14 protein-coding genes are annotated in these 18,713 nt (G+C 29.2%); 3 read left to right on the top strand and 11 right to left on the bottom strand.

The window, feature by feature from the left end; genetic code table 11:
- Window positions 1-213: 213 nt before the first annotated feature.
- From HBE96_RS06395 to HBE96_RS06370, 6 genes are all read right to left on the bottom strand, one after another.
- Window positions 214-1,086 carry a DUF1002 domain-containing protein gene (locus tag HBE96_RS06395; RefSeq protein WP_169296926.1) on the bottom strand — a complete coding sequence of 291 codons (873 nt, stop codon included), beginning with the start codon at window positions 1,084-1,086 and terminating at the stop codon, window positions 214-216.
- Window positions 1,087-1,323: 237 nt separating this feature from the next.
- Window positions 1,324-2,070 carry a tRNA pseudouridine(38-40) synthase TruA gene (gene truA, locus HBE96_RS06390; RefSeq protein ID WP_206154847.1) on the bottom strand — a complete coding sequence of 249 codons (747 nt, stop codon included), beginning with the start codon at window positions 2,068-2,070 and terminating at the stop codon, window positions 1,324-1,326.
- 312 nt (window positions 2,071-2,382) lie between these two features.
- Window positions 2,383-3,231 (bottom strand): formate/nitrite transporter family protein, encoded by an 849-nt coding sequence (locus HBE96_RS06385; RefSeq protein ID WP_169296925.1) that lies wholly within the window; start codon window positions 3,229-3,231, stop codon window positions 2,383-2,385.
- Between the two features lie 450 nt (window positions 3,232-3,681).
- Window positions 3,682-4,467 (bottom strand): molybdate ABC transporter substrate-binding protein, encoded by a 786-nt coding sequence (modA, locus tag HBE96_RS06380; RefSeq protein WP_169296924.1) that lies wholly within the window; start codon window positions 4,465-4,467, stop codon window positions 3,682-3,684.
- 93 nt (window positions 4,468-4,560) lie between these two features.
- The gene (locus HBE96_RS06375) at window positions 4,561-4,893 is read right to left on the bottom strand and encodes a winged helix-turn-helix domain-containing protein (protein WP_169296923.1); all 333 of its coding nucleotides are present in this window, start codon (window positions 4,891-4,893) and stop codon (window positions 4,561-4,563) included.
- A 122-nt stretch (window positions 4,894-5,015) separates the two neighbouring features.
- The gene (locus tag HBE96_RS06370; protein ID WP_169296922.1) at window positions 5,016-6,272 is read right to left on the bottom strand and encodes a dicarboxylate/amino acid:cation symporter; all 1,257 of its coding nucleotides are present in this window, start codon (window positions 6,270-6,272) and stop codon (window positions 5,016-5,018) included.
- A 181-nt stretch (window positions 6,273-6,453) separates the two neighbouring features.
- Here HBE96_RS06370 and HBE96_RS06365 point away from each other — a divergent pair, with 181 nt between their 5' ends.
- From HBE96_RS06365 to HBE96_RS06355, 3 genes are all read left to right on the top strand, one after another.
- On the top strand, window positions 6,454-7,320 hold the full coding sequence (locus HBE96_RS06365) for an AraC family transcriptional regulator (protein ID WP_169296921.1): 867 nt from the start codon (window positions 6,454-6,456) through the stop codon (window positions 7,318-7,320).
- A 178-nt stretch (window positions 7,321-7,498) separates the two neighbouring features.
- Entirely contained in the window at window positions 7,499-8,470 is a 972-nt protein-coding gene (locus HBE96_RS06360) for a polysaccharide deacetylase family protein (protein WP_169296920.1), read from the top strand.
- Between the two features lie 531 nt (window positions 8,471-9,001).
- Window positions 9,002-10,654, top strand: a complete 1,653-nt coding sequence (locus HBE96_RS06355; RefSeq protein ID WP_169296919.1) for a M4 family metallopeptidase — start codon at window positions 9,002-9,004, stop codon at window positions 10,652-10,654.
- Window positions 10,655-10,858: 204 nt separating this feature from the next.
- Here HBE96_RS06355 and HBE96_RS06350 read toward each other — a convergent pair whose 3' ends face one another.
- The 5 genes from HBE96_RS06350 to HBE96_RS06330 all read right to left on the bottom strand — a co-directional run bounded on the left by HBE96_RS06350 (window position 10,859) and on the right by HBE96_RS06330 (window position 18,706).
- Window positions 10,859-11,899 (bottom strand): protein-glutamate methylesterase/protein-glutamine glutaminase, encoded by a 1,041-nt coding sequence (locus HBE96_RS06350; protein WP_169296918.1) that lies wholly within the window; start codon window positions 11,897-11,899, stop codon window positions 10,859-10,861.
- Window positions 11,900-11,905: 6 nt separating this feature from the next.
- Entirely contained in the window at window positions 11,906-12,718 is an 813-nt protein-coding gene (locus HBE96_RS06345; RefSeq protein WP_169296917.1) for a CheR family methyltransferase, read from the bottom strand.
- A gap of 80 nt (window positions 12,719-12,798) precedes the next feature.
- On the bottom strand, window positions 12,799-15,171 hold the full coding sequence (locus HBE96_RS06340; RefSeq protein WP_169296916.1) for a HAMP domain-containing methyl-accepting chemotaxis protein: 2,373 nt from the start codon (window positions 15,169-15,171) through the stop codon (window positions 12,799-12,801).
- A 213-nt stretch (window positions 15,172-15,384) separates the two neighbouring features.
- Window positions 15,385-15,879: a chemotaxis protein CheW gene (locus HBE96_RS06335; RefSeq protein ID WP_169296915.1), complete on the bottom strand. Its 495-nt coding sequence runs from the start codon at window positions 15,877-15,879 to the stop codon at window positions 15,385-15,387.
- Window positions 15,880-15,940: 61 nt separating this feature from the next.
- The gene (locus tag HBE96_RS06330) at window positions 15,941-18,706 is read right to left on the bottom strand and encodes a methyl-accepting chemotaxis protein (RefSeq protein ID WP_169296914.1); all 2,766 of its coding nucleotides are present in this window, start codon (window positions 18,704-18,706) and stop codon (window positions 15,941-15,943) included.
- Window positions 18,707-18,713: the final 7 nt, after the last annotated feature.

Genomic DNA, 18,713 nt, shown 5'->3' with positions numbered 1-18,713 from the left:
TAGCCTTGTTTGAGGGAACCGAGTTTGGCAAAGTTCTTAGGGTTTCTTTAACTTTGAGCTTTAGACTAATTGAAAACATTTAGCAGTGAGTAAACGCTTATTCTATATACCGTAGTAAAAGTTAAAATCAAAACTTTCACTGCACTTTGAGCCGCATTATTTTTAAACTATAAAAAACATTATAATGTAACGAATTATATAATCCAAATCTTCCTATTTAAATATATTATCAAAGAAACTTCTAACGGCAGCCCATATTTTAGCAAAAAAGCCCTTAGCTTCATCACTCTGTAATGTTACCTTTAATTGATCTGTAACACCATTTAATTGACTTTTTAGATCACTAAAGTTTAAATTTAATCCATTTATCTTATTCATTAAAGACGTTAGATTTTTTATATCTTCATCACTTAAATTGTAGTTGTACTTTCCTGTTACATCTTTTACTATCTTTTCTACTTGCTCTTGATTTTTAGGTTTTTCTTTAACTACTTCTTTTTTAACTTCATTTACTAAACCAGCTGCTTTATCCTGTCCTATTTTCTCGCCTAAATTACCAGTAGTAACCAATTCTGCATTAGCTGCTTCTTTTTTGTTTTCATCAATCTTTTTTCCACCAGTACTATTTTCAAACCCCTTAAGTATTCCTGTAAGAGCCGCTGTACCAGATACATTAAATGGAGCTGCTGCTTTAACATTAGCATTTTTTATTCCTGCAGTAATTAAAGCATTTCTTATCATACTTTCATTAACCCAATATATATTATGTGTTGTTATTTTTAATCCACCTTCATTAGTAGGTTCTACATAAGAGCAAGATATAGATCTAGTTCCTATTTGTTTTTCAGAAGCGACTCCTTTTAAATACTTAGCTTCTTCATCTCTATTAACTTCAAGTACATTAGCTTCTTCTTTAGTAACGCCAAAATACTTAAGCATTTCCTGCTTCTGACTATCAGTTAAATCTGCTCCTAAAGTAACATTTTTATATGCATCAGCATGGACATTACTTAAAGGCATGTATATTGTTATAGACATAACAAAAAGCACGACTAATAATTTACTTATAATTAGTTTTAATTTCATAACTCTAAATCTCCTTTACTTTTCATAAATTTCGGCATAAAAATATATCCTACTTGCTTTATTTAATTACTACAATTTAGTGAACAATTAATTTAAAATTCAAACAAAGTGTCTAAGCACTATACAAATGAATCTTAAACTGGTATTAGTAAAACCAATATTTACTATTATATTATAATTTTCATTTTCAGTCTATGAAATAATTTTTAAATTTTAATTTGCTTATTATACCGAAAACTAATATTGGATATCCTTTAAACTCAAACCTTTTGCTGCTGCCATAGGACCTGCCTCTGATCTTTTCTTTTCATATAAAATTGCCTCTACATCAGACGGCTTAAGATTTCCCTTTCCAACCTCTAAAAGCGTACCTACAATTATTCTCACCATATTTAATAAAAACGAATTTCCATTTACCTCTATTTCTATCATGCCTTGATTTTCTGTTATAGTTATGTAATTAATAGTTCTAATAGTAGATTTAGTTTTAGTTTTTAAACTAGTAAAACTTTGAAAATCATGAGTACCTATTAAAACTTCTGCTGCATTTCTCATTTCATTTAAATTAAGTCTTTCGTTAATATGATAAACATACTTTCTATTAAACACATTCCTGAATTTATTATTATTTATTTTATATACATAAGTTTTGGATTTTGCATTATATCTAGCATGAAATCTTTCACTAGTATCTCTTATAGATTTAATTCCTATATCTTCAGGTAAAAACTCATACACATAATTTAACATATCTTCTACTGTCATGGCAGAATCAGTATGGAAATTTGCCACATAATTTTCAGCATGAACCCCTGTATCAGTTCTTCCACAACCAACTACTTGAATATCTTCTCCTGTCATTTTAGATAATACATTTTCTATTTTATCCTGTATAGTCGACACATCATTACCTTTTTGATTTTGTTTTTGCCATCCCTTATATCTACTTCCATCATATTGTATTAACATCTTTAAATTTCTCATATGAATCCTCCTTCAATTTATCCTCTACTATAAATGTACATTAATTAGTCTATTAAGAATCCTATTAGCATAGAATCATAAACTTTTTCAATTCCACTATTTTATTTATTAACTATCATTCTTTACTTCCTTTCAATACACCTTAATTTAGAATACTAGACTAAACTCTGTATGGATTAAAAACTTTTTAATCATATGATAACACTGATTATATATATATTCCATAGCCATATATTAATTCATAAACTTTTTACATACAAAAAGCTCATGAATTAACGCTTCACGAGCTCAATCAAACTAACTTCTATTTACTTAAACTACTATCTGAAACTTCATTACTTTTTTTAATGGAATATACTTATAAGCTAAATAATATGTAAGTCCTACCATTACTGCACCACCTACTATATTTCCAAGAGTAACTGGTATTAAATTTTGAATTACATGTGAACCATTTATCATCTTATCAGGTTCTATTCCAGAAGCTTTTGCAAAAACTGGATTGGATTTAGCAAATATACCTGCAGTTAAAAAATACATATTAGCTACACAGTGCTCAAATCCACAAGCAACAAAAGCCATAATAGGAAACCATATTATAACTAACTTACTAATAATGTCCTTAGCCGCTGAAGCTCCCCAAACAGCTAAACATACTAAAAAGTTACACATTATAGCACTAGCAAAGGCTGTTCCAAATGAAAGATTTCCTTTTGTAGATGCAACCTTTATTACAACTCCACCTAGCTTACCTGAATTTATAGCAAATACTCCTGCTTCAAATACTAAAAATGCTATTAAAACAGAACCAATAAAATTCCCTATATACACTACTACCCAATTTTTTAAAAGCTCTTTTAAGTTTATTTTTCCATCCACTAGTGGTACAACCATAAGACAATTGCCTGTAAATAATTCTGCTCCGCAAATTACAACTAGCATAAGTCCTACCGGGAACACTGCTCCTGCTGCAAATTTAGATACTCCAACATTTGTTATACTGTGTGAAATTACCGCAGAGGCAACTCCTCCAATAGCTATAAACGCACCTGCCAAAATGCCTAATACCAATTGCTGTAAAGTTGTCAATTTTGCTTTGCCACATCCGCTGCCTATAGAAGCATCACTTAATTCGCTGGGTTTTAGCATAGCACTATCCATTTGCATTCTCCTTTCATCATAAAAATATTATATACTTATATGTCAATTTATAATGTACTAATTATATGCTTGTCTAAAAAATGTTAAAAAAATAACATAACATGCTAAAGATTATCTAAACCTAAATTATTTGAAATACTAGATAACTAGTACCTGAAATAATTTAAATATATTTTATATCTACATTGTTTTAATTTCCCCATTGTACCATATATCATCAAGTATAGCGTTTTTAGAAAATTGTGTCAACTTGCAATGCACTCTTTTTTGCTTATACTATAAGTTTCATATAACCGATGTAGTTTAGCTTACTTTAAGTTCTCATTGTTTATTTTAACAAACCTCTATATAAGTTTAAATTATATTAGATTCACACCTCTAATTTAATTGTCCTATATTTAGTAATTTACTATTAAATTTTTTAATAGTAAATTACATTCTATTATATGTTTACTTTACACTTATATCAAATCCATATTTTTTAAAGCTTTCCTTAGAACTATCCTTAGTTAAATAATCTAAGAATTTCTTTGCTGATTCTTTTTCTTTAGATGCTGTAACTATTGCCTCTGGGTAAACTATTTGTTTATGAGAACTTTCGCTAATAACTTCAGCTATTGAACTATTTTTTAATACAGTAGCATCTGATTTATATACAATACCTGCTGCTGCTTCTCCATTTTCTACATATTGAACTACCTGTTTAACATCTTTTGCATATACAATTTTATCTTTTAATTTATCCATCAAATTTAACTTTTCTAAACTTTCTTTTCCATATTGTCCTGCTGGTACTACAGTAGGTTCTCCCATTGCAATTTTAGCACTAATATTAACAAGATCTGAAGTTGATTTTATCTTATCCTTATAATCCTTTGACACTATTAATACTAATTTATTGTTTAATAAGTTCTTTCTGCTGTCTTTGTCAATTAAATTTTCACTTTCGAGTTTGTCCATCTGCTGTTTGCCAGCTGATATAAACACATCTGATGGTGCTCCTTGTTCTATTTGTTTCTGAAGTGTTCCTGATGCTCCAAAGTTAAAGGTAAGTTTTATATTGTTATCCTTTTCAAACTTAGGTTGAATTTCTGTCAATGACTCCTTTAAACTTGCTGCAGCTGAAATAGTTATATTTTTAGGACTTTCTTTAGCACTTTCTGCATTTTTTTGTGAACATCCAGAAAAAATTAAAATACTAGCTAAAACACTTAAAACTACTAAATTTTTTTTCAATATAATCTCCTCCTAAAATTCAAAATAAAAAATCGTTACACTAATAAAAGTATAACGATTTTTTGTATTATTGTAAACATTTTTCCACATTTTTTAATTTTTAAAATATTTTAAAAAAGCATTTTGTAAACATTTATCACATTCTTGTAAAAATTCATCATAGTTTTTTATAAAGTCTTCTGCTTTTTCCGTAAGAACAGAACCTCCACCCTTATTACCGCCTGATTTGCTCACTAAAAGCTCAAAACCTAATCTTTTTCCTGCATTCTTAATTAAATTGTGGGCCTTATTGTAGGACATCCCCATATCTTTTGCAGCTTCCGACAGTGATCCTTTCTTTTTCACACCTACTAAAAGATTATATACTCCTTTTCCAAAAGTTCTTCCATCATCCTGTAACCAAATTTTATATTTAAGTTTTAACATTAAATTTCTCACCTCAAATTACAAAACTTTTTTAATCACTTTATGAATAATATTTTAAAAAATATTATCTTGAGCTTTTTTAATAAAAAGTTCACTTAAATTTTATCATAAAAATCGAAACTTTACATCCTAAGAGAATTTTCAATGTATTCTTTACCTTCTACCATTCTTGTTACCATCATAGCACACACTGTATTTCCTGTAGAATTTAATACTGTTGCAGGTGCATCTATAATCGTACTTATAACTGCAATTATAGGCAAACATTCTGGCGGAAAACCATACACACTTAAAATAAGCATTTCACCAATCATGCCACCACCTGGAATAGCTCCCATTACAGCACCTACTAAAAATGCTACTAATATGATACCAAGAAGCGTAGAAATACTGTTTAAATTCTTTCCAAACAATCCAAATAAGAAAATAATTTTCATAATACCACCAAACACAGATCCATCCTTATGAATATTAGCTCCTAATGGAATTACAGTTTCAGCTATATCTTCAGGAACCCCCATTTTTTTTGCAGCTTCTAAATTAATAGGAATACATGCAGCACTTGAACATGTAGCTAAAGATGTAATTGTTGGTGGAAGAGCATTTTTCCAAAAAGTTTTTACTCCATCTTTTCCATTAGCTAAAAAAGCATAAAAAGTAAAAAATGCTAAATAGTAAATCACTGTAAGAATTATATAAAGAATAAATACTCTTAAATATCCTTGAAGTATTTGGGGACCCAATTCACCTATTATGGCTGCAAAATAACATCCTAAACCTATAGGTGCATAATACATTATAATTTTTACCATGTTCATAACTATATTTGAAGCAGATTCTAAAAATTTAGCAACAGGTTCACCTTTTTCACCAAGCATAGCTGTGGAAATACCAAAAAGTATTGAAAAAAGAATAAGTTGCAGCATATTGTTCTTAGAAAATAGTCCTACAAAATCTGTTACAGTAACAGTATTTACAAACTGCTGTAAAGCTCCCAAATGCTTTAGTTTTTGAGAACTGCTTGGAATTTCCGTTATTACTTTTTTTATAATGGAATAATCAATTCCCTTAGTAGGATTTATTATGAGAGCACCTATAAGACCGATTATTGCCGCTACAAGTGCTGTACTAAAAAATACTATAACTATACTTCCCATAATTTTTGCAAGCCTTTTCATACCATTCATATTAGCTATAGCTGAAGTAACATTAAAAAATACTAATGGCACTATTATCATAAACATCAAATTTAAAAATAAATCACCAAATGGTTTTAATATAGAGGTTTTTGTTCCAAAAATAATTCCTATAGCACCTCCTAAGACTATAGAGCATAATAATATAATAGATGATTTGTAAGTTTTAAAAAATAATTTCATTAAATTATACCTCCAAATTGACTATATTAAGCAGTTCTCTGCTTTTTTATTGCTTACTACTTACTTTCTATTTCTTATTTATTATATTACAATTTTTTACTATATTTATTGCTAAAAATGCTTGAAATATTGCAAAAAATGCTGTAGCATATTTATTGAAACTTAATGTAGAGGTAATAGTATGTTAGAAAACGAAACTTTAAAAATAAAAAAAGGTTATCTAAAAAAAGACTTTCAAATTTTCCATTTAAAAGATAAAAACGATACACAATTTCAATTTCATTATCATAATTTTAATAAAATAGTTGTATTCATATCCGGAAATGTAACTTATCTTATAGAAGGTAAAGCTTACAAGTTAAAACCCTGGGATATACTTCTTGTAAATAATAATGATATTCACAAAGCTGTAATAGACCCTACTGGTATTTATGAACGCATAATAATTTGGGTTAATTCAGATTTTTTAATAAAGCATAACAGCGGATGTAACTTATTAACTTGTTTTGAACTTGCTTCTAAAAAACATTTTAATCTGTTAAGACTAGAAGATAAATGGATTTCAAATATAAAAAACTTACTTTTTAAGATAGAGAATGCATATAAAAGTGAAGAATTTGCATATGAAATACTAAGATCTTCATTGTTTTTAGAGTTTATGGTTTATATTAATAGATTATTTTTAGGAATGCAAAATATAAAAGAGTTATCAGATATTGAATATGATGAACGTATTAGCTCAATTTTAAATTATATAAATGAAAATCTATCTGAGGATTTGTCCATAGATACCCTATCCTCTAAATTTTATATGAGCAAATATCATCTCATGCATAAATTCAAAATGCAAACAGGCTATACCATTCATAATTATATACTTCAAAAAAGACTTATTATGTCTAATTCTTTAATAAAGAATGGTAAAAGCATAACCCAAACTTGTATAGAATGTGGCTTTAGTGATTATTCTAATTTCGTTAGAGCCTTTAAGAAAAACTTCGGACTATCTCCAAAAAAATACTGTAAAATATTGTCAGAAATTAAATAAAAAGGTTATATTACAAAATTGTAATATAAAAATTTCATTTTTTATGGTAAATCCTATAGTTTTAATTTGTACAATTTTGTATAATAAAAGTAACCCCGTAAAATTAAACTCAAAATTTCACAATTACATAAATCAAGTTTATCTTGATTTAATAAGAACAGATAGGAGATAATTTACTATGATCAAAAGAAACAATCGTATTAAAGCTATACGAAATAGCGCCCTAATTTTATTATTACTAATTGGTATTTTTACCTTATCATATAAAGGTTATAATTATTTTTATGGCTCTAAAGTACAAGCTAATAAAGCAGTATCCGCTAACAAGACACCTGAAGCTAAAACAGATAAAGATCCATCTTCTAAGAAAGATGATAAAGATGTTAGCGCCAAAGATCAGGATAAAAATAAATCACAGGACAATAAAGATGATAATAAACATAATGTATCCAGTGAAGGAAAAAAATATACTTATGATGCAAAAAAAGTAAAAGATATATTAGATGGTAAGGGAGAAAATGATGGCAAAAAAATAGCATTTCTTACTTTCGATGACGGTCCTTCAACTACTGTAACCCCTAGAATATTAGAAACTCTTAAAAACTACGATGTAAGAGCAACATTCTGTTTAATGGGACAAAATGTTGAAGCAAATGAAAGAAGTAAAGAACTGGTAAGCCAGATATTTAAAGAAGGACATGCTATCGGAAATCATACTTATTCTCACAGTATGAAAAAATTATATCCTGGAAATAGACTTGATGTGAATCATTATATGGATGAAGTTGAACAGGATAATAATGCTATAAAAAACATTTTAGGAAAAGATTTTAATACAAGAGTAATAAGAATGCCTGGTGGTTATATGTCAAGACAGTATTATCATGATCCAAACTTAGATGAGTTTAATTCCAGATTAAAAGAAAAAGACATGTATAGTATAGATTGGAATGCTTATGACTTTGATGCAGAAGGAAGAAGAAAAAATGCTGAGCAACTTTTAGAACATGTAAAGGAAAGTGTTGGAACACAACAAAAAGTAGTTATACTAATGCACGATACCTATGGTAAAGATCAAACAGCTAAGGCATTACCTCAAATTATAGAATACCTTAAAGGCCAGGGCTATGAGTTTAAAACAATATCCTAAGACAAAATCATTACATTTATGAAAAATGATGTGAATTATTTTTCTCTGTTTCACTACCATGCTAATATATATATAATTTAAATTCTAAGAGCTATGAAATCCAGGATTATTCCTTAATTTCATAGCTCTTATTTTTATAACTTTTTTCAATAAGGTAAAAAGATAATTCATTAAAAATGTATTTTTAAACAGCATATTTTTATTGTTATAATAAATAATCTATATTTAACAATTCATAATTAAAATAAACTATCATACACAAAGATAATCTATTTTTTGTAATTCTTTTAAAATTCTTTTAACATTGTAAAAATTATGATAAAATACATTTTTTGCCACGTATTTTATTAAATTTAATTATAAAAGTTTGTTATATATTTCATAGTGTTAAAAAAAGCATGCATATTTTATTTTTCCATAATTTCGATAATTTTACATCTACTTCTATTCAATATATAATTATTGCATGAACTCAATTCTATATATTCATAAAACTTACAATTAAATATAATAAAAAGGGGATGTTTTATTATGAAAAAAACCATGTTATCCATTATGTTAACGGCAGCCCTTGTATCTACTTCTTGCTCTTTTATTGGTGTTTCAGCAAAGGAGAATTCTATGAATAATCCAAATGCTAAAGATGCTATAACTGTTTCCCAAAACAAAAATTCAGCTTCTTTTGAAGATCAGAAAACTAACATATTCTTCAAAGGTAAATCATCAGCTAAAATACAAATTACCGAAAAAGATATTCTCACATATCTCGAAAATAACAAATCATCTTTCACAAATGCAAGCGGAAAAAGTAACTTTAAAATAATTTCTATGAAAAAAGACAATTTAGGTTATACTCAAGTTAAAGTAACACAATCAATAAACAATATTCCAATAAGAGGAAGTCAATTTGTAATGTCTATTGATAAAGATGGTGTTATAAAAAATATAATAGGCTCTATTAACAAAAATTATAAACCACTTGATAATGTAAAAGCTCAGTGTATTTCACCAAAGGAAGCAATTAATATTGCTAAAAAACAATTCACTTATACATCTTTAGCAAAAGAACCAACAGCTACAACTCAAATTGTAATTAAAGATGGAACTCCTACTTTAGTATATAGTGTAAATATATATTACACAGAACCTGAGATAGGAAACTGGGAAGTGCTAATAGATTCTCTATCAGGAAACATAGTTAGTAAAGAAAGTAATATAAGATACGATGGCGCTACAACTGGAACTGGAACTGCAGTTGATGGAACTAACAAAGCTCTAAATTTGTACAAATCAGGAAGTAACTATCAAATGATAGATTCAACAAAACCAATGAGTGGAAAAATAAAAACTTATACAGCTAATAATAGACAGGTACAACCTGGAAGTCTAGTAACTAATACTACAAATAAATTTAGTACTGAAAAATTCAAAGCGTCCGTTAGTGCACATTATAATGCTGGTGTAGTTTATGATTTTTATAAAAATTTATTTGGAAGAAATAGTATAGATGATAAGGGAATGAATATAATTTCTACAACTCATTATGGCAGATCATATGATAATGCTTATTGGGATGGAGAACAAATGGTTTATGGTGATGGTGATGGTACTGAATTTACTTATTTCAGCGGTGACCTTGATGTAGTTGCTCATGAATTAACTCACGGTGTAACTCAAAATACTGCAGATTTAGTTTATCGTAATCAATCCGGTGCTTTAAATGAATCATTTTCCGATGTTTTTGGAGTTTTAGTTCAAAGTTATGATAAATGCAATGTAAAAAATGGTGGAACATGGAAATTTAATGCTAACGATTGGGTTGTAGGCGATGAAATTTACACACCAAATAAACCTGGTGATGCATTAAGAAGTCTTGCTGATCCAACACTTTATGATCAACCAGATAACATGAAAGATTATGTTAATGGTTCAAGCGATAATGGTGGAGTTCACACAAACAGTGGTATACCTAACAAAGCAGCTTTCTTGATTGCAAAATCTATAGGATGTGACAAGACAGCTAAAATTTACTATAAAGCTCTTACTGAAATCTTATCATCCACTGCAGACTTTTCAGCTGCAAGAAATGCTTTAGTATCTGCAGCTTCGCAAATATATGGTGATTCATCAAATGAAGTAAGTGCTGTAAATTCTGCTTTTGACTCTGTTGGAATTACAGAGTAGTAACCAATAAACTATAAACAAGGAGGCTGTTTAAATTACTTTAAACAGCTTCCTATTATTTATTTTCCTTTTATATAAAATTATTAATTACATAAGCTATTGATGATTCATTTTGTTCCAATAAAATGCTTTCCGAATTTAATGATGTGCCATCCATATCTCATACACATCATTTATATTTAGTTATTTGTATGTTCTCCTTTTTTAAGCATTGTTCCTGTTAAAAAAAGGGAATATAGAGCCTGCTATATTTTCAATAGAAACTTGCTTTTGTACTGCTCCTATATCATAAGCTACCTTTGGCATCCCATATACTACACAAGACTCTTCATTTTGACCTATAGTAACAGCTCCTCTTTTTTTCATAGAAAGTAATCCTTTAGCACCATCATATCCCATACCTGTAAGTATAATTCCTATAGCGTTTTTTCCTACTTCTCTTGCCACTGATTCAAAAAGTACATCAACAGATGGACAATGTCCATTAACTTTTTCACCCTTAAAGCATCTAACATAATAATATGCCCCTCTTTTTTCTAATGCCATTTGATAATCTCCTGGGGCTATTAACACAAGTCCATTATAAATCCTATCACCATTTTTAGCTTCTCTTACTTCCATAGCACATGAATTATTAAGCCTTTCAGCATACATTCTTGTAAAAACAGGAGGCATATGCTGTACTACAAGTATAGGCGGCACATTTTTAGACATCATTTGCAATATAGTAGCTACAGCTTCTGTACCACCTGTAGATGAACCTATAGCAATTATTTTATTTGAAATATTGTTTCCTACAGTATTACTTGAAACTCCTCTATTATTTTGTTTTTTCCACTGTCCAACTTTTGCTACAGAAGCTATCTTAATCTTTGTAACTAATTCTTTAATAAATCCCTCTAATCCATTAACGCTTCTTCCATCTGGTTTAGTAACAAAATCTACAGCTCCTGCATTTAAAGCATCGAAAACATTATTACTTACTGCACTTACTACCACAACTGGCATAGGATACTGCGGCATTAGTCTTTTTAAAAATTCTATACCATTCATCTTAGGCATTTCTACATCTAATGTAAGTACATCCGGTTCAAATTTAATTATTTTATCTCTTGCATCAAATGGATCAGAAGCTGTAGCAACAACTTCTATTCCTCTATCCTCTGCAATACCTTTAGCTACCGTTTCCCTAAATATAAGAGAATCATCCACCACCAATACTTTTATTTTTTTACTCGCATACATAATAATCTATCCTTTCCGGTAAACTCCAGGCATTATATACTTATAATCAGTTTCATCTCTACTAATAGACTCTGAATGACTTATAAACATATATCCTCCTGGTTCAGTCATTTTATAAAACTTATTTACTAACTCCATTTTTGTTTTAGCATCAAAATAAATCATTACATTTCTACAAAATATTACATGAAACTTTTTTCTGAAGGGAAATACCTCCTCCATAAGATTGAAAATTCTAAAAATAACTTCATTTCTCAGTTTATTAGAAATTTGATACTCATTACTATTAATTTTATTTAGATAACTTAACTGCCAATTTGGAGGAATTCTTTCTATAGATTCCTTTGTATAAATACCTTTTTCTGCTGTTTGAAGAACATTTACAGAAATATCTGTAGCCAATATTTTTTTATCCCAAAATCCTTTATTTCCTTGAAAATAATCTTCCATTATCATAGCCAGAGTATATGGTTCCTCTCCAGAAGAACATCCAGCACTCCAAATTCTTAAGTCTTTATCTTTTACTGTCTCCTCTAAATAAGGTAAAATTTTATTTTTAAAGTAATCAAAATGATCAGCTTCTCTCATAAAAAAAGTGTGATTTGTAGTTAGTTTATTAATAAGAAGCGTTAATTCACTTTTGGACATATCACTAAATAAGTAATTTAAATATTCCCTAAAATTTTTAAAACCTTTCTCTATTAAAATATTATTTAATCTTCCTTCTATTAAAATTTTCTTTTTAGTAAGATTTATTCCATAATTACTTTTTAAATATTCTGTCAGCTCTCTAAATTCATCCTGCTTTATACTAATCATAATTTCACTCCTAAGCATCTGAAAGGCTATTGTAATAATTTAAAAATACCCAATAGCCTTTCAAAATATTTTCATTCTAATTAATACTTACCAAATTCGTTATCACTAAGAGCTATTTGTGGTTTGCTTGAAGTTGCTACTTCTTCATATGAATAATCCATATCACTCACATAACTTTTTTTATTTTCAAATTGTTTTTTTCCATGTAATGAATAATTAAAAGTCTCAGTCTTAAGTTTAAACTTTCCAGCCATTTCTTTTAACACTTGAGATTGGCTTGAAAGTTCTTCACTTGCTGCTGCACTTTCCTCTGCTGTAGCGGAATTTGTCTGTACAACCTGTGATACTTGTTCAACACCCTTATCTATCTGTGCGATGGCTGCCGCTTGTTCATTGGAAGCTGATGCTATCTCTCCAACAAAGTTCGCAGATTTTGCTACACCTTCCACAATTTCATTGAGAGCCTTAGCTGTGGCATTAGCTATTTCAGTACCAGTTTCCACCTTCTTAATAGATCCTTCTATGAGACCTGTAGTTTCTTTAGCTGCATTAGCACTTCTTGCTGCTAAATTTCTAACCTCTTCTGCCACCACTGCAAACCCTTTTCCATGCTGACCCGCTCTTGCTGCCTCTACTGCAGCATTTAAAGCAAGTATATTGGTTTGGAAAGCTATTTCATCTATTACCTTTATTATTTTTGAGATACTCGAAGAAGATTCATTAATCTCTTCCATGGATTTAAGCATTTCAACCATATGTTCATTACCTTGCTCTGCATTTTCTTTTGCCTTAAGTGCTAGCTCATTTGCTTTATTTGCATTAGCAGCATTCTCTTTTGTTTGTGCTGCTACCTCTGTAATAGATACTGTTAATTGTTCCACAGAACTTGCCTGTTCAGCGGCTCCTTGAGATAAAGCTTGGCTTCCATCTGATACCTGTCTTGCCCCTGCAGCAACCTCTGCAGCTGAATTATTGATCTTATTTAATACTTCATTAAAGAAACTAATTGTGAAATTTAAGGAGTCTTTGATCTTAGCATATTCACCCTTATAATTTTCATTCATAGAATGTGTTAAATCTCCTTCTGACATCTTTTTCATTACAGCAGAAGCTTCTTCAATTGGTCTAACCACTGCATCCATTGTATTATTAATTCCTTCAATAAGTTCCCTATATCCACCATTAAACTTATCTGCATTTCCTCTTATTTTTAAATCTCCATCTGCAGCTGCAAAAACAAGCCTCTTAGATTCATTAATTAAATTCTGTATTACTTCCATAACAGCTATAGCTGATGGTATTAATTTATCATTTTCAGATCTTCTACCTATTTGTTTATACTCATCTAATCTACTTATGTCTCCCTTTGAAATCTTAATAAAAATATCTTCAGCATTAAGTAGATTTCTTTGAACAGTATTAATTGAATTGGCAAACTTTATAAACTCTCCCTTTTGATTTGTATCCATTTTTACAGTAAAATCATTTACTGCCATTTTGCCTAAAACTTCATTGGCTTCATTCAATGGTTCCACTACTGAATTAAATGTATTATTAAAACCTTCTACTATTTTACGGTAATCTCCATTATGCTTACTTACATCAACTCTCTTGGTAAGATTTCCTTCCACTGCTGCTTCAGCAAGCATATTGGAATCTGTTATTAGATTTTTTAACGATTGTATAATTTCCTTAAATGCTTGTCCAAGAATTCCAATTTCATCTTTATTATCAATATTTAAATCTACATTAAGATTTCCAGAAGAAATGCTATTTGCCACATCCACCATTTTATTTAAAGGTTTGCTAATTACTTTTGAAACAAATAAACCTATTAGTATAGACATAGCTATTGATAATAAAACAATCCCAAACATTAATATTTCTGCTCTACTTCCATTAGCTTCATTCATCTTATTACGATCATCAGCTTGTTTATTATTAATATTGAAAGCTTTTGTGATAGCTGTGTCTAGCTCATTTGTTATAATACTACCATCGCCATTCATTAATGCTACAGCACCATCCAATTGATTGGATTGTATCAAATTAATAATCTTATCCTTTATTACTGTATATTTATCTACATCAGATTTTAATGTTTTATAGTTCTGATCCTCTTCACTAGAGGATATATATTTATCATAATCATTTAAATTGTTATTTAAATCTTTATATAAATCATTTATTGTATTAACATATTGAGATTTATCCTGAGACTTACTTAATGCCATATCTCTTAAAGTATTACGTACTTTTAAAAAATCCGCTTCCACTCTATATATAGGAGTTAATGGTGCTATATTTTCTCTATATATTACCTTGCTTAAACTATTAATTTTATTAATATATAAAAATCCTATTGATCCAATAATTAAACCACCAATTACTGCTATAGCAGTAATTGAGGTAATAATTTTTTTAGAAATTTTCATATTGTAAAACCATTTCATAGCATTAATTCCTTTCTAACTAAGTTATTTATTTCGTCCAGTCAGAGTACCATTACTAATATCTCATCTTCCATTTAAATTAATATGAAATCACTAAATGTCTCTAGATTATTTCTTATACGGTTCAGATTATAATTTGTTAAGTTATTAAATAACTTTAAGATATACTACATTAATATTATAAGCAAATTTTACCTGAACCTAAAAATTATCTTATACAGATTCCTTGATAACATCAATTTCATCATCACTTAAAACTTTATCACAATCTAATAAAAGTTTAACTTCGCTTCCTACTTTACCTATTCCCTTTACATAACGATTATGAAATCCTGTTTTTAAATCTGGTGGCGGAACGATATTTTCCTCTTCTATTGTAAGCACTTCTGAAACATTATCCACTATTAATCCTATAGAAATTTCATCAACATCAATTACTATTATACAGGTCCTATCATTGTATTCCTTAGGTTCTTTTTTAAACCTTAATCTTACATCCATCACTGGTATAATTTTACCCCTAAGGTTTATTATACCTTTTACGTAGTCAGGAAGTTCTGGCACTTCTGTTATTTCCTGTATACCAATTATTTCTTTAACATACTTAATTTCTATGCCGTAACTTTCCTTTCCTACTGAAAATGTTAAAAATCTCCCTTTCTGAGTATCCTCTGTTAATTCTGTTGTTTCATCAATTATTTCTGACATTTAATACACCTTCCTTCAATTCAAATTTCATAAAAGTTATAACTTCATAAGTAATATTTTTTTAATATTTACCAAATTCACTATCACTAAGAGCTATTTTAGGTTTTGTAGAAGTTACTGCTGCTTCTCTATATGCATAATTCATATCATTTACATAGCTTTCCTTATTTTTGTACTGATTCTTTTCAATTTCTGTATAGCTTGAACTTACATTATTAAGTATAAACTTCCCTACCATTTCATTTAATATTTGTGATTGACTTGAAAGTTCTTCACTTGCTGCTGCACTTTCCTCTGCTGTAGCAGAATTAGTCTGTACCACCTGTGATACTTGCTCAATTCCCTTGTTTATTTGTGCTATTGCTGATGCCTGCTCATTAGATGCTGAAGCTATTTCTGAAACAAAACTTGCTGATTTTGATACGCCTTCCACAATTTCATTAAGAGCTTTAGCTGTTTCATTAGCTATTTCAGTGCCTGATTCTACCTTTTTAATCGAACCTTCTATTAACGCTGTAGTTTCCTTAGCTGCATTTGCACTTCTCGCTGCCAGATTTCTAACTTCCTCTGCTACTACTGCAAAGCCTTTACCATGCTGTCCTGCCCTTGCTGCTTCTACTGCTGCATTTAAAGCAAGTATATTAGTTTGAAAAGCTATTTCATCTATTACTTTAATAATTTTTGAAATACTTGAAGAGGATTCATTAATTTCCTCCATAGACTTAAGCATTTCTGCCATGTGTTTATTGCCCTGTTCTGCATTTTCTTTTGCCTTTAATGATAGTCCATTTGCTTCATTTGCATTAACTGCATTTTCTTTTGTTTGTGCTGCAACTTCTGTAATAGACTCTGTTAACTCTTCTATAGAACTTGCCTGCTCTGTAGCCCCCTGTGATAATGCCTGACTTCCATCAGAGACCTGTCTTGCTCCAGAAGCAACTTCTGTAGATGCATTATTGATTTGACTTAATATTTTATTTAAAAAACTAATTGTGAAATTCAAGGAGTCTTGCATTTTAGCATATTCACCTTTGTAAGATCCACTCATGTTACATGTTAAATCTCCCTGTGACATCTTTTGCATTGTGCTTGAAGCTTCTTCAAGTGGTTTAACTACTGCATCCATAGTTTTATTAATTCCTTCAATAACTTCTCTATAACCACCTTTAAACTTTTCTGCATCACCTCTAATATCTAAATTACCTTCTACGGCTGCAAAAGCTAGTGTTTTTGATTCATTAATTAAATTCTGTATTGTACTCATCATTTCTATAATAGCAGGTATTAATTTATCATTTTCAGACCTTTTGCCTATTTTGATGAATTGCTCTAATATACTTGTATCACCATTTGAAATTTTAACAAAAGCATCCTGTAAACTTAATAGTCTTTCCAGTACAGCATTTATTGAACCTGAAAATTCTTTAAATGTTCCTTTATAATCATTAGACATTGAAATGCTTAAGTCATTTGAAGCTAACCTTCCTAGAACATTATTGGCTTCATCTAACGGTTTTATTACAATATCAAGGGTATTATTTACACCTTCTACTATTTTACGATAATCTCCACTATGTTTACTTGCATCTGTTCTTACATCCAATTTTCCATTTACTGCTGCTTCAACAAGCACATTTGCATCCTTTACTAATTCATTAATATTATCTATACAATTATTTAAACTATTTTTAATTTCATTAAAATCTCCTAGATATTCATCTGTTATTTTAGATGGCATATCCCCATTAGCTATCCTTGCAACATAACTCGATGTTAGATTTATTGGCACAACAAATGCATCTATCAAACTATTTATTTCTTCTATAAGTTTTTTCCATTCCCCAACAAAAGCTGATGAATTTCCTCTCACATGTAATTTTCCTTTTTCTGCTGCTTCAATTAAATTATTTGTTTCATCCATTAACAGTTTCATGTTATCAATCATTTTTGCTATAGATTTTCCCAGTACATCTTTTTCTGATTTTACTTTTACCTGAACTTTAAAATCACCTGAAGCTATTTTATTTATAGCATTAGTATTTTCCCTTATATTTTCAACCATATCCTTAAAAGCACCTTGAAGTTTTCCTATTTCATCCTTTGAAGTTACATGTACATCAGCTTCAATATCACCCATAGTAACTTTTTCTGCAACCTCAGTAAGCTTTTTTAGTGGTTTGCTTATTATATGTGCTAAGAATCCTCCTATTATCAATGCCATTATTACAAATGTAATAATCAAAATTGAAATTATAGTTACTGTTTTATTAGATGCAGAGGTATTAGTATCTGATTTATCTTTGGCACGTCCTATCTTCAAATTGAATAAATTTTTAGCGGATTTATCTATAGACTTTTTTAATTCAGTTCCTTCTTCATTGATTATTTTTATAGCCTCTGCATCATTTTGAGCAACTGCAAGGTTTGATACTTTATCTCTGATAGGTCTATATTTATCCATCAAAGTTTTTAAATTATTAAATTCATTTTTAATACTCTCATCCTTAATAGTTTTTTCAAACTCTGCCATATTGCTATCTAAATCTTTATCTAAATTTGCTATTTCATTTTTGTCACTGTTAATTTCATTTAAATCAGAACTTATAACTTCACCTCGCACCAGGGTGCTCATTTTTTCAAGGTCCAATGAAATTGTATTTAAATTAGCTAATGGCTTTGTACTTCTTTCATATAAATCTGTATCCAAACTGCTAATATCTCTAATATTTCTAATAGCTACATAGCCCATAACAAGCATTAACACACTTACCAATATAAAGGCTGTTGAAATTTTGGATTTTATACTTAAATTTTTAAGATAATTCATTTATAAT

The organism is Clostridium muellerianum (assembly GCF_012926525.1).
GTDB lineage: Bacteria > Bacillota > Clostridia > Clostridiales > Clostridiaceae > Clostridium_AM > Clostridium_AM muellerianum.
This window is presented reverse-complemented; position numbering and strand designations above follow the sequence as displayed.

Excerpts from the sequence above, each read along its gene's own strand:
- HBE96_RS06350 (WP_169296918.1), bottom strand. The coding sequence starts at position 11,899 with ATGTATGCGAGTAAAAAAATAAAAGTATTGGTGGTGGATGATTCTCTT.
- HBE96_RS06360 (WP_169296920.1), top strand. The coding sequence starts at position 7,499 with ATGATCAAAAGAAACAATCGTATTAAAGCTATACGAAATAGCGCCCTA.
- HBE96_RS06345 (WP_169296917.1), bottom strand. The coding sequence starts at position 12,718 with ATGATTAGTATAAAGCAGGATGAATTTAGAGAGCTGACAGAATATTTA.
- HBE96_RS06355 (WP_169296919.1), top strand. The coding sequence starts at position 9,002 with ATGAAAAAAACCATGTTATCCATTATGTTAACGGCAGCCCTTGTATCT.
- HBE96_RS06340 (WP_169296916.1), bottom strand. The coding sequence starts at position 15,171 with ATGAAATGGTTTTACAATATGAAAATTTCTAAAAAAATTATTACCTCA.
- HBE96_RS06365 (WP_169296921.1), top strand. The coding sequence starts at position 6,454 with ATGTTAGAAAACGAAACTTTAAAAATAAAAAAAGGTTATCTAAAAAAA.
- HBE96_RS06370 (WP_169296922.1), bottom strand. The coding sequence starts at position 6,272 with ATGAAATTATTTTTTAAAACTTACAAATCATCTATTATATTATTATGC.
- HBE96_RS06385 (WP_169296925.1), bottom strand. The coding sequence starts at position 3,231 with ATGGATAGTGCTATGCTAAAACCCAGCGAATTAAGTGATGCTTCTATA.
- HBE96_RS06375 (WP_169296923.1), bottom strand. The coding sequence starts at position 4,893 with ATGTTAAAACTTAAATATAAAATTTGGTTACAGGATGATGGAAGAACT.
- truA (WP_206154847.1), bottom strand. The coding sequence starts at position 2,070 with ATGAGAAATTTAAAGATGTTAATACAATATGATGGAAGTAGATATAAG.
- HBE96_RS06335 (WP_169296915.1), bottom strand. The coding sequence starts at position 15,879 with ATGTCAGAAATAATTGATGAAACAACAGAATTAACAGAGGATACTCAG.
- HBE96_RS06330 (WP_169296914.1), bottom strand. The coding sequence starts at position 18,706 with ATGAATTATCTTAAAAATTTAAGTATAAAATCCAAAATTTCAACAGCC.
- HBE96_RS06395 (WP_169296926.1), bottom strand. The coding sequence starts at position 1,086 with ATGAAATTAAAACTAATTATAAGTAAATTATTAGTCGTGCTTTTTGTT.